This is a genomic window from Mesorhizobium sp. M0140, assembly GCF_040322475.1.
Taxonomy (GTDB): Bacteria; Pseudomonadota; Alphaproteobacteria; order Rhizobiales; family Rhizobiaceae; genus Mesorhizobium.
In genome coordinates this window covers 15,684-27,671 of sequence record NZ_JAMYTM010000016.1, presented here as the reverse complement: position 1 = coordinate 27,671, position 11,988 = coordinate 15,684, and the positions used below count along the sequence as shown (strand labels likewise).

Below are 11,988 nucleotides of genomic sequence, written 5' to 3'. Positions count from 1 at the left end.
AAACAGGCGGCGGGATGAGCCGCCGCCTGTTTGTACAGGGAGGATTATTCGATGCCGAGACCCTGGCGGACCTTCTGGTAGTCGTCGCGCTTGGCGAGTGCACCCGAGGTCAGGATCAGCTTCTCCGGCTCCTTGTTGTTGGCAACCCAGTCATACATGTTGAGCGCCGTCTCGTAGCCATGACGCTTCGGCGAGATGATCACGGTGCCGACGAAGCCGGTGGCCGTCGGCTTCTTAAACTCGTTGATCGCCGAATCCGCGCCGCCAATGCCAACACCGATCATGCCGTCCGCCGGAATGCCAACGCTTTCGGCTGCACGCACGGCGCCGAGCACCGCTTCGTCGTTGAGGCCGAAGGAAACCCACTTCTTGATGTCGGCATGGGCGTTGAGCACGACCGTCGCCGCATTGAGGGCAGCTTCCGTGTCGGTCTTGGCCTGCGGGGCGTCAAAAATGTTCTCGGCCTTGAAGCCGTTTGCCTTCAGCACCGAGATGGCACCTTCGACGCGATCGACCGCCGTCGGCAGCTGGTCGTAGGAGACGCGGATGGCGCCAACCTCGTCGGCTTTCCAGCCGCGCGCCTTCATTTCGTCGACGATCGCCTGGCCGACGGCTTCGCCGATCTTGGTGGCCGAAATGCCCATATGCGGGACGTCTTCCAGCGCCTTGCCGTCGGCGCCGACCAGACGGTCGTCGACAGTCATCAGCTTGAGATTGTTGGCGGCGGCCTTGGCGACGATGCCGGGGCCAAGCTTCACGTCCGGTGTGCAGACGATGAAGCCCTGGGCGCCCTGGGCGCCGAGATTGTCGATCGCCGACATCAGCTTCTCACCGTCCTCGGCGCCGATCTTGACCAGGGTAAAGCCCTTCTCCTTGGCGGCCTGGTCGGCGAACTTCCATTCGTCCTGGAACCACGGCTCCTCGGGCTGCTTGACGATGAAACCGATCTTGGTGTCCTGAGCATATGCAGCGATGGTCGTGACGGACAGCACGGCAAGCGCGCCCGCGACGAGCGCGGTCTTCAAAAGTCGCATGATTACCTCCCAGCGATAGACCGGGCGCTCAGCCCGGATGCCGGAGTGTCTAATCGTTTTTATCATACTCGTCAATTGATCTGGTATGATAATTAATGTACATGCTCTGACCAGCAATCGCTGGCGCAATCAGTCCGCATCCGTTAATGGCGGATCGGTTGTGCGAAACCAGCGGTTCGCCGCCTTGGAGGAGGGCTGAGGTGACCGGGACTTTGAAGAAACCGCAAGGCGACACAGCCACTCGCCGCCCGCGCGTCATGCCCGATGTGACCAAGGCAATGGCCTCAGACATCTTTTCCGGGCGCTACCCGGCCGGATCCTCCTTGCCGACCGAAAACGAACTCGGCGTCGAATATGGTGTCAGCCGCACTGTCATCCGCGAGGCCCTGAAAGTGTTGGCGGCAAAGGGGCTAGTGCTGTCGCGGCCGCGCGTCGGCACGATCGTCTGCAACGAGGACGACTGGAACATCATCGACCCACAGGTGCTGGCCTGGCACGCGCCGCATGCACTGGACGACAAGCTGTTCGACGCCATCCTCGAAACGCGCCGCGCCATCGAACCGCTGGTCGCCGAACTGGCGGCCACGCGCGCAACGCTGCAGGAAATAGCCGATCTCGAAGCGGCATGGCGCGGCATGGCCGGCGCCGGCGAGGATCTCGCCGCCTTCTCGCGCAGCGACATCGCTTTCCACCAGATCGTCTATGCCGCGAGCCATAACCCGATCTTTCGCCAGATCGGCAATCTCATCGACACCGGGCTGAAATTCTCGCTCGAGGCGACGGCGGTGATTTCGCTCGACCGGCGCATGGAGGCCGTGGCGGCGCACCGCGAGGTGGTCGAAGCGCTGCGCATGCGCAATGCCGAGGCGGCGCGTGGGGCCGCAAACAAGATCCTCGACCTCGCGGCGCGCGACCTCGTCAGCGCCAAGAAACTCAAAAGCAACTGAGACGCGCATGAAAATCATCTCGCTCACCACCTACATCGTCCCGCCGCGCTGGCTGTTCCTGAAGATCGAAACCGATGCCGGCGTCACCGGCTGGGGCGAGCCGGTCGTCGAAGGCCGGGCGCTGACCGTCGAGGCAGCGGTCAAGGAGCTTGGCGATTATCTCATCGGCAAGGACCCGCGCCTGATCGAGGACCACTGGACGGTGATGCATCGCGGCGGCTTCTACCGCGGTGGGCCGATCCTGATGAGCGCCATTGCGGGCATCGACCAGGCACTGTGGGATATCAAGGGCAAGGCGCTCGGCGTTCCCGTGCATGAATTGCTCGGCGGCAAGCTGCGCGACACGATCAAGGTCTATTCCTGGATCGGAGGGGACCGGCCGGCCGAAGTGGCCGCTGGTGCGAAGGAAATGGTTGCACGCGGTTTCCTGGCGTTGAAGATGAACGGCACCGAGGAACTGCAGATCGTCGACAGCCACGACAAGATCGACGCCGCTGTCGAACGCGTCGCCATGGTGCGCGAGGCTGTCGGACCCAACATCGGCATCGCCGTCGATTTTCACGGCCGCGTGCACCGGCCGATGGCGCGCGCCCTGGTCAAGGAGTTGGAGCCTTACAGGCTGATGTTCATCGAGGAACCGGTACTCAGCGAAAACCGAGAAGCGCTGAAGGAGATTGCCGCGCTTGGCTCGACACCGATCGCGCTCGGCGAGCGGCTCTACAGCCGCTGGGACTTCAAATCCGTGTTCGAGGAAGGCGTCGTCGACATCATCCAGCCCGATTTGTCGCATGCCGGCGGCATCACCGAATGCCGCAAGATCGCGGCGATGGCGGAAGCCTATGACGTCGCGGTGGCGCCGCACTGCCCGCTCGGGCCGATCGCGCTTGCCGCGTGCCTGCAGCTCGACGCAGTCAGCTACAACTGCTTCATCCAGGAGCAGAGCCTCGGCATCCACTACAATGCCGCCAATGACCTGCTCGACTACGCCGCCAACCAGGATGTCTTCCGCTACGAGGATGGTTATGTCGCCATTCCCGACGGCCCGGGCCTGGGTGTCGAGATCGACGAGGAGTATGTCAAGGAACGCGCCAAGGAAGGCCACCGCTGGCGCAACCCTGTCTGGCGCCACAAAGACGGCTCCTTCGCCGAGTGGTGATCGGGCTGGCTTTCAGTCTCTAAGCGCTCCATGAACAGTGAAGACTTTGTCCGGCGAGCAGTTGCTCTCGAGAAATGGCTGGTTCGTTCCGTTTGATGGGGGCGCTTTCAGCGGCGTTGCCTGAACTGACCATCAAACGCAGATGACCGCAGTACGGCACATTCATCGGCTGCGAATTGCAGAGGGACTGTTTGGTGGAGCCAATCGGGATCGAACCGACGACCTCTTGAATGCCATTCAAGCGCTCTCCCAACTGAGCTATGGCCCCACTTCCGGCAGTCAACCGGCGCCGTTTCCGGCGAAGAGATCCGGCGCGGGTTGGAGACCGCGCCGTTAGTGCAGGCGGCTTCTAACCCCGCCCTTCTCAGATATCAAGCCTTCAAGAGCCGCTTTTTCTTCGCAGGCCGCGAAAGCCTGCAAACGCCCGCTTTCAACGCCCGATCAGACCTCGTCGTCGTCGTCGCCGACGCCGATCATGTCGGCAACGTCGTCATCTTCTTCCTCTTCGTCGGCGAGGAAGGTGTCATCCTCGTCGTCGCCCAGGTCGACGTCATCCTCGTCGTCGCCGAGATCCGGCAGGTCGTCGCCCTTGGCGTCCTCGTCGGCCTCTTCAAGCGAGACGACCTCAACGCCCTCTTCTTCCTCGGCGTCCACTTCCTTCTCGGCCACTTCCTCTTCCTCCTCGAGAGCGGCAATCTTGCCTTCCTCGAAATAGGAACGCGGATAGGTCTTGCCGGTGTAGGGCGAGACGATCGGGTCCTTGTTCAGGTCGTAGAATTTTCGGCCCGTCTCCGGGTCGATACGTTTTGTGCCAAGTTCGGTTTTTGCCACGGCAAGCCTCGTCAATAAAAGAGTGGTCCCCTTAACCACAGTTTGCAGCGCTGTCAAAGCGAAAAGCCGGCGTCACAAAACCATACGTTGAAAGGCGTCGCGTCAGTGACGACCATGGGGGATGACCATTTCGGCCCGCCGTGATACGAGACCGCCGCAACAAATGAAAAGCGCCGGCCCGCCGGCATTCCGTCCAGGGAAATTCCATGTCTCACGCCGCCGCGCCCAAGCCGGCCACCGCCCGCCAATCCCCAGCCCTTTCTGGTATCGCGCGCGTGCCGGGCGACAAGTCGATCTCGCACCGCTCCTTCATGTTCGGCGGCCTCGCCTCGGGCGAGACCCGCATCACCGGCCTGCTCGAAGGCGAGGACGTGATGCGCACAGGTGCTGCCATGAAGGCTATGGGCGCACATATCGAGAAGAACGGCGACGAGTGGGTGATCCGCGGCACAGGCAATGGCGCACTGCTGCAGCCGGAAGGCCCGCTCGATTTCGGCAATGCCGGCACCGGCTCGCGGCTCACCATGGGCCTTGTCGGCACTTATGACATGGAGACGACCTTCATCGGCGACGCCTCGCTGTCGGGCCGGCCGATGGGCCGCGTGCTGGAACCCTTGCGCCAGATGGGCGTGCAGGTGCTGAAGGCGACACCGGGTGACCGCATGCCGATCACGCTGCATGGGCCAAAGCATGCCGCGCCGATCACCTATCGTGTGCCGATGGCCTCGGCGCAGGTCAAGTCGGCGGTGCTGCTTGCCGGGCTGAACACGCCGGGCATCACCACCGTCATCGAGCCCGTCATGACGCGCGACCACACCGAAAAGATGCTCAGAGGATTCGGCGCGAACCTGTCGGTCGAAACCGACGAGCGCGGCGTGCGCCACATCTTCATCGAAGGACAGGGCAGACTGACCGGCCAGACCATCGCCGTGCCGGGCGACCCGTCCTCGGCCGGCTTCCCGCTGGTGGCCGCACTGATCGTGCCGGGTTCGAACATCACAATCGAAAACGTGTTGATGAACCCGACCCGCACCGGCCTGCTTTTGACGTTGCAGGAGATGGGCGGCAAGATCGACATCCTGAACCCGCGCAATGCCGGCGGCGAGGATGTCGCCGATCTGCGCGTGCGCTACTCCGAACTGAAGGGCGTCACCGTGCCGCCCGAGCGGGCGCCGTCGATGATCGATGAGTACCCCGTGCTTGCGGTCGCTGCCAGCTTCGCCGAGGGTGAAACGCTGATGCAGGGGCTGGAGGAACTGCGGGTGAAGGAATCCGACCGGCTGTCGGCCGTCGCCAACGGACTGAAGCTCAACGGCGTCGACTGCACCGAGGGCGAGGCTTCGCTTGCGGTGCGCGGCAAACCCGGCGGTAAGGGCCTTGGCGGCCATCCGAACGGTCAGGACACCACCGTGCAAACCCATCTCGACCACCGCATCGCCATGAGTTTTCTCGTGATGGGCCTGGCGACGGAAAAGCCGGTGACCATTGACGACGCCGCCATGATCGCGACCAGCTTTCCGGAGTTCATGGGCCTGATGAAGGCGCTGGGCGCGGAGATCGGCTAGTCGATGGCTTGGGACCAGACTGCAACGCTGGCGGGACAGCACCCCCCTCTGTCCTGCCGGACATCTCCCCCGCAAGGGGAGAGATTGGCGGCTTTGGCGCTCCATTCAATCCTGCAATATTGGCGATTGGCTAAGTCAGCGGTGATGGCTGATCTCCCCCCTTGCGGGGGAGATGTCCGGCAGGACAGAGGGGGGTGTGAAGAATCTCGGCGCCCGTCTTCTTCATCGCACCTGTCAATCGCGGCGGCCCGCCAATGACTCACACCTTCACCATCGCCATCGACGGCCCCGCAGGCGCCGGAAAAGGCACGCTGGCCCGGCGGCTCGCCGACCACTACCGGCTGAACCTGCTCGACACCGGTCTCACCTATCGCGCCGTCGCCTATGCGCTCATCCAGCACGCGCTGCCGCTCGACAATGTCTCGGCCGCCGAAACCGCGGCCCGCCAGGTCGATCTGGCGAAGCTCGACCGGGCGGTCTTGTCAGCGCATGCCGTCGGCGAGGCTGCCTCCAAGGTCGCGGTGTATCCGACGGTGCGGCGCATCCTCGTCGAAAAGCAGCGCGACTTCGCCAAGACGCCGCCGGGCGCGGTGCTCGACGGGCGCGACATCGGCACCGTTGTCTGCCCCGACGCCGACATCAAACTCTATGTGACAGCGAGCGCCGAGGTGCGGGCACAGCGCCGGCTGTCGGAGATCGAGAGCATCGGCGGGACCGCCGATTTCACCGAAATCCTCGCCGATATCGTGCGCCGCGACGAACGCGACATGAGTCGAGCGGACTCACCGTTGAAGCCGGCGGCCGACGCGCACTTGCTTGATACCAGCGAAATGGCTATAGAAGCCGCGTTTCTTGCAGCCATGGCGATCATAGACGACGTGCTGGCCAAAAGAGACAACGCCTGATCCGGGTTTTCCCTCGTATTTCCGTTGTCGGAGGCGAAGAAAATACCCATATCGGGCACGAACCAGCCTGCCAGCATTCTTCATGCGCCGGAATTGCCGTTTAAAGAGCGGCCCAGGGTTTTTGTAGCCCGGAACGCCGGTAGGCCAAACGCAACGCTAACCCACGGCGCCCGTCCCGCTTTTAGATGCGGGGCACTCCAGGAGAAACAATGTCAGCTGCAAATCCCACTCGCGACGATTTCGCGAGCCTGCTCGAAGAATCTTTTACCGCCGGCCATTCCGGCGAAGGTCAGGTCGTCAAGGGCATCATCACCGCCATTGAAAAAGACATGGCTATCATCGACGTCGGCCTCAAGGTCGAAGGCCGCGTGCCGCTGAAGGAATTCGGCGTCAAGGGCAAGGACACCACCCTCAAGGTCGGTGACACCGTCGAAGTCTATGTCGAGCGCATCGAAAACGCGCTTGGCGAAGCGATGCTTTCACGTGAAAAGGCCCGCCGCGAAGAGAGCTGGGTCCGCCTGGAAGAGAAGTTCACCAAGGGTGAGCGCGTCGAAGGCGTCATCTTCAACCAGGTCAAGGGCGGCTTCACCGTCGACCTCGACGGCGCCGTGGCCTTCCTGCCGCGCAGCCAGGTCGATATCCGCCCGATCCGCGACGTCTCCCCGCTGATGCACAACCCGCAGCCGTTCGAGATCCTCAAGATGGATCGCCGCCGCGGCAACATCGTGGTGTCGCGCCGTACCGTGCTTGAGGAGAGCCGCGCCGAACAGCGTTCGGAAATCGTGCAGAACCTCGAAGAAGGCCAGGTTGTCGAAGGCGTCGTCAAGAACATCACCGATTATGGTGCGTTCGTCGACCTCGGCGGCATCGACGGCCTGCTGCATGTCACCGACATGGCATGGCGCCGCGTCAACCATCCGACCGAAATCCTCAACATCGGTCAGACGGTCAAGGTGCAGATCATCCGCATCAACCAGGAAACCCACCGCATCTCGCTCGGCATGAAGCAGCTCGAGAGCGATCCGTGGTCCGAGATCGGCACCAAGTTCCCGATCGGCAAGAAGATCAAGGGTACCGTCACCAACATCACCGACTACGGCGCGTTCGTCGAACTGGAGCCGGGCATCGAGGGTCTCATCCACGTTTCGGAAATGTCGTGGACGAAGAAGAACGTGCATCCCGGCAAGATCCTGTCGACGACCCAGGAAGTCGACGTGGTGGTGCTCGAGGTCGATCCGGCCAAGCGCCGCATCTCGCTCGGCCTCAAGCAGACGCTCGAGAATCCGTGGCAGGCTTTCGCCTCGAGCCATCCGGTCGGCAGCCAGGTCGAGGGCGAGGTCAAGAACAAGACCGAGTTCGGCCTGTTCATCGGCCTCGAAGGCGACGTGGACGGCATGGTGCACCTTTCCGACCTCGACTGGACCCGTCCGGGCGAGCAGGTCATCGAAGAGTACAATCGCGGCGACATGGTCAAGGCGCAGGTGCTCGACGTCGACATCGACAAGGAGCGCATCTCGCTCGGCATCAAGCAGCTGGCCAAGGATACGGTCGGCGAAGCGGCGACTTCAGGCGAACTGCGCAAGAACGCGGTCGTCACCTGTGAAGTCATCGGCGTCAAGGATGGCGGTCTGGAAGTGCGGCTGGTCGACAGCGGCATCGAAACCTTCATCAAGCGCTCCGATCTGAGCCGTGACCGCGACGAGCAGCGCCCCGAGCGCTTCACCGTCGGCCAGAAGGTCGACGCGCGCGTCATCGCCTTCGACAAGAAGACCCGCAAGCTGCAGGTCTCGATCAAGGCGCTGGAAATCGCCGAAGAGAAGGAAGCGGTCGCTCAGTACGGCTCGACCGACTCCGGCGCTTCGCTGGGCGACATCCTGGGTGCCGCGCTGAAGAAGCAGGGCAGCTAAGCCCTTCGCACCGCGAAGCCCTTCGAAGCGAAGTTTTCGCACAGGCTCGAAAACAAAACCCCGCCGGAACAATCCGGCGGGGTTTTTCTTTGACCGCGGTAAAGGGTGGAAGGTTACGCCCTGCCGTAAAGCGGCACCAGCGTACCACTCATCGCCAGATTGGCCGGCGATGCCAGATAGGCGATGGCCTCGGCGGCGGCTTCGAGGCTGACCCATCTGGTGACATCGGCATCCGGCATGTCGGCGCGGTTTGCCGGCGTATCGAGTGTCGACGGCGCCACGGCATTGACCAGGATGCCCTTGTGCTTCAGCTCTTCGGCCATCGCCACCGTCATGGCTGCCACCGCCGCCTTGCTGGCGGCGTAAGCGACCATGCCGGCGCCGCGTCGCGGATCGAGCCCGGCGCGCGCGGTGACGTTGACGATACGGCCCGCGGTATCCGATGCGAGCATAGAGCGTACCGCGGCGCGGCAGCACAGGAAGGCTGTGCGCGCATTGGTGTCCATCATCTCGGCAAAGGACGCCGACTCGATCTTTTCAACAGGTGCCGAGGTGAAGCCGCCGGCCAGATGGATCGAGCCCCAAAGGCCTGGAACCTGGCTGTAGAACGCTTCGACCTTGGCAGGGTCCGAGAGATCGACGTTGTGCACCAGCTGGACACGGTCATGCGTGGTAAAGGGGAAATGCGTGGGGGCGGCAGCATGGGCGTTGGGCACATGGCAGATCGCGCCGTCACTCAGCAGTTTGCCGACAACCGCACCGCCGAGCGCACCGGTTCCACCGGTCACGACGATATGCTTGCCTTCAAGTGTTTCCGTCATCTTGGACGCTCCTGTCATTTTTTTGTCGTTAGGTCGTTTCTGTGCCGCCGACGCGAAGCGTCGCGCCTTTTGCGCCATCACTCAATTGACATCTCGACATGGCAGTTGTCGCGTCTTTGCATGCGTCCGCCCACCGGCCGGCCGTGGTTCAGGGCCGTCGAGACGGGAAATACGTAGCACCGTCCTTCAGTCAACCGTGATTTCGATGACGCGCGGCAGTCCGGTGGCCCGGGCGCGCTTCAACGCGTCCGCGAGAGCGTCGATATCGGCAAGCCGTTCGGCGCCGATGCCATAGGCCTCGGCCAGCTTGCAGAAATCGGGCGGCGCCGGCGATACGCCGACGGGCTCGACACCGACATCGAGCATGGAGGTTTCGATCTCGCGGTAGCCTCTATTATTCCAGACGATGAAGATGACCGGCGCCCGCGCATCGAGCGCGGCGCCCAACTCCGGCAGCGTGAACTGGAAGCCGCCGTCGCCGGTCAGGCAGACAACCGGCGCATCGGGTATCGCAAGGGCCGCGCCAATCGCCGCCGGCGGGCCATAGCCGAGCGCGCCGAAGCCGGTGGCGGCATTGAACCAGCCGCCTGGGCGGTCGTGGTCGTAATAGAGGTTGGCCGCATAGATCGGCTGCGTCGAATCGCCGACGATGAGCGCGCCCGGCAAGGTGTCGCGGATCATCTCGACGGCACGCACTTGCGCCTGCAGGGTCGGATTGAGCTCGGCAAAGGCTGCTTTTCGTGTAGCAGCGGCGCGCGACGGACCGCCCTCGCTTGCCCGGACATGGCCCGTTTCCAGAAGCAGCGCTTCGAGCGCCTCGGCGCAATCGGCCTGGATCGAAACGGTTGCCGGGCGGCGGGCAATCTGGTCCGCGCCGATATCGATGCGGATCAGATTGGCGGGCAGGACGAAGCCGCCATCGCTGTAGCCGTCATAGTCGGTCGGGCCGAATTCGGTGCCGGCGGCAATGACCAGATCGGCTTCGGCCATCAGCGCCCGTACTGTCTTCAGGCTGGGACTGGCCGGCACGCAAAGCGGATGACCATGCAGCAGGCCGCGCGCATTGGTGGTCTGGACGACCGGCGCTCCCAGCCGCTCGGCCAGACGCCGCAATGGCGCCCCGGCGCGTTTGGCGCCGCCGCCGACCAGGATCAGCGGGCGGCGCGCGGCAGCGATGAGTTTGGCCGCGCTGGCAATTGCGGCACCTTCCGGCGCGGGTGGCGTCACATTGCTCAGCATGGCAGCGATGCCATCCGCCGGCTTGACCATGACGTCGGTCGGGATCTCGATATGCACCGGGCCGGGCCGGGCCAATGAAAACAGGGCGAAGGCCTGCGCCAGAGCAGCGGGCAATTCGCTGGCCTCGGTGACGCGCTTCGAAAACAGCGCCACCTTCTCCATCATGCCGCGCTGATCCGGCAGTTCATGCAGATGGCCGAGGCCCTTGCCCAGCGTCGGCATGGCGTTGACGCCGGATATGACCAGCATCGGCACCGAATCAGCGCGTGCCTGCCCCATGGCGGTGATGGTGTTGGTCAGCCCCGGTCCGGTGATGACGAAGGCGACGCCCGGCCTGCCGCTGGCGCGTGCGTAGCCATCGGCCATGAAGCCGGCGCCTTGTTCGTGGCGCGGCGTGACGTGGCGGATCTTCGAGCGCGCCAGCCCGCGATAGAGTTCGACCGTGTGGACGCCCGGAATGCCGAACACCGTGTCGACGCCATGCGCTTCAAGCAGCGAAATCAACGCCTCGCCGACGGTCGTCCCAGTGGTGGTCCCAGTGGCGATCATTGGCGCAGCACCGGGCGCGTCAGGCAGGTCGGACCGCCCTCGCAGGCGATGCAGAGCGCATCCGCATCGAAGGTGGCGACCGTGCAGCCGGCCGCTTCCATGGCGGCCGCCGTCCTGGGAAAGCCGGCAACGGCAATGATCTGGCGCGGCGCGGTCGGCAGCACATTGAGACTGAGCCCGCTGGAGGCGAAGAACTCGTCGGCATCGCCCTCGACCAGCTTGATGCCGCGCGCCCGCAGCATCTGGTAGAAGGCGGCCGGCAGCAAGGGCGCATAGACCAGCGCCAGATCGTCGGCGAGCGGGCTGATCACCGACATCAGATGCAGGCAGGCTTCCTCGCCGTGCCAGAGCGGCAGATCGAAACCGAAGACCGAAATGCCCTTGGGCGAGAGCAGGTTCGAAAGCTGCTGGATGCCGTCCTGGTTGGTGCGTACGCCACGACCGACGGCCAGCGTGGTTGCGTCGACCCAGACACAGTCGCCGCCTTCCACCTGGCCCGGATCGTCGATCCGGCCGAGAATGGGGATCCCCATGCGCTTGTAAGCTGCCTCGTGCAGACCGGGCTCGGCACGGCGCAGCGCCTTGCCCATCGAAAGGATAATCGCGCCATGATCGGTCATCAGCGACGGATCATGGGTGAAGACGGAATCGGCCAGCCCGTCATCGGCGTCCGTCAGCCATTCGATCTCGGCGCCGGAAGCCGCGACCATGCTGGTCAACTGCTCATGCTGGGCCGCCGCCTTCTGCGGATCGAACCCCGGACCATAGTGCCATTCCTGTGCCCTGGCATGACGCATGGCGCTCGTGGCGGACCGCATCAACACGCGTTTCAGGGGTCCGGCCATGGACTGCGACCCGTATGATTTGCCCACTAAATTCTCCCTGAACGTCGGTTGGCGCCACTAACCACTACAGCAAGCTGTGATCAATAGTCCAAAAACCATGGTTGACGGAGGCAAGCGGAACGGTCCATCCTGAGCGTGGGAACTCTGTCCAGTGACGGGTAATGGGTAAAAGATACCAGCAGCGACGAG

The 11,988-nt window shown here is 63.7% G+C and carries 10 protein-coding genes and 1 tRNA gene; 5 read left to right on the top strand and 6 right to left on the bottom strand.

Translation table 11 applies throughout. The annotated features are described in order from the left end of the window. Window positions 1–44: 44 nt before the first annotated feature. The gene (locus NKJ37_RS17485; protein WP_023811522.1) at window positions 45–1,034 is read right to left on the bottom strand and encodes an arabinose ABC transporter substrate-binding protein; all 990 of its coding nucleotides are present in this window, start codon (window positions 1,032–1,034) and stop codon (window positions 45–47) included. A gap of 200 nt (window positions 1,035–1,234) precedes the next feature. Between NKJ37_RS17485 and NKJ37_RS17480 the strand changes: the two genes are divergently transcribed. After that, a complete protein-coding gene (locus NKJ37_RS17480) occupies window positions 1,235–1,981 on the top strand; it encodes a FadR/GntR family transcriptional regulator (RefSeq protein ID WP_352774471.1) in 747 nt (248 codons plus the stop codon). Between the two features lie 7 nt (window positions 1,982–1,988). After that, entirely contained in the window at window positions 1,989–3,137 is a 1,149-nt protein-coding gene (dgoD, locus tag NKJ37_RS17475) for a galactonate dehydratase (RefSeq protein WP_352774470.1), read from the top strand. Between the two features lie 192 nt (window positions 3,138–3,329). Here dgoD and NKJ37_RS17470 read toward each other — a convergent pair. Next, window positions 3,330–3,405 (bottom strand) — tRNA-Ala (locus NKJ37_RS17470). 173 nt (window positions 3,406–3,578) lie between these two features. Beyond that, window positions 3,579–3,968 carry a TIGR02300 family protein gene (locus tag NKJ37_RS17465; protein WP_023811519.1) on the bottom strand — a complete coding sequence of 130 codons (390 nt, stop codon included), beginning with the start codon at window positions 3,966–3,968 and terminating at the stop codon, window positions 3,579–3,581. A 206-nt stretch (window positions 3,969–4,174) separates the two neighbouring features. Here NKJ37_RS17465 and aroA point away from each other — a divergent pair, with 206 nt between their 5' ends. The 3 genes from aroA (at window position 4,175) to rpsA (ending at window position 8,345) form a co-directional block, all read left to right on the top strand. Then, on the top strand, window positions 4,175–5,533 hold the full coding sequence (aroA, locus tag NKJ37_RS17460) for a 3-phosphoshikimate 1-carboxyvinyltransferase (protein WP_352774468.1): 1,359 nt from the start codon (window positions 4,175–4,177) through the stop codon (window positions 5,531–5,533). 254 nt (window positions 5,534–5,787) lie between these two features. Next, window positions 5,788–6,438: a (d)CMP kinase gene (gene cmk, locus NKJ37_RS17455; protein WP_352774466.1), complete on the top strand. Its 651-nt coding sequence runs from the start codon at window positions 5,788–5,790 to the stop codon at window positions 6,436–6,438. A 209-nt stretch (window positions 6,439–6,647) separates the two neighbouring features. Continuing rightward, on the top strand, window positions 6,648–8,345 hold the full coding sequence (gene rpsA, locus NKJ37_RS17450) for a 30S ribosomal protein S1 (RefSeq protein WP_023811516.1): 1,698 nt from the start codon (window positions 6,648–6,650) through the stop codon (window positions 8,343–8,345). 113 nt (window positions 8,346–8,458) lie between these two features. Here the strand turns inward: rpsA and NKJ37_RS17445 are convergent, their stop codons facing one another. From NKJ37_RS17445 to NKJ37_RS17435, 3 genes are all read right to left on the bottom strand, one after another. After that, window positions 8,459–9,166, bottom strand: a complete 708-nt coding sequence (locus NKJ37_RS17445) for an SDR family NAD(P)-dependent oxidoreductase (protein WP_023811515.1) — start codon at window positions 9,164–9,166, stop codon at window positions 8,459–8,461. 186 nt (window positions 9,167–9,352) lie between these two features. Then, window positions 9,353–10,954, bottom strand: coding sequence for a 5-guanidino-2-oxopentanoate decarboxylase (locus NKJ37_RS17440; RefSeq protein ID WP_023811514.1), 1,602 nt, complete (start codon window positions 10,952–10,954; stop codon window positions 9,353–9,355). Further along, the gene (locus NKJ37_RS17435; protein WP_128302804.1) at window positions 10,951–11,799 is read right to left on the bottom strand and encodes a dimethylarginine dimethylaminohydrolase family protein; all 849 of its coding nucleotides are present in this window, start codon (window positions 11,797–11,799) and stop codon (window positions 10,951–10,953) included. The genes NKJ37_RS17440 and NKJ37_RS17435 overlap by 4 nt, the downstream gene beginning before the upstream one ends. Window positions 11,800–11,988: the final 189 nt, after the last annotated feature.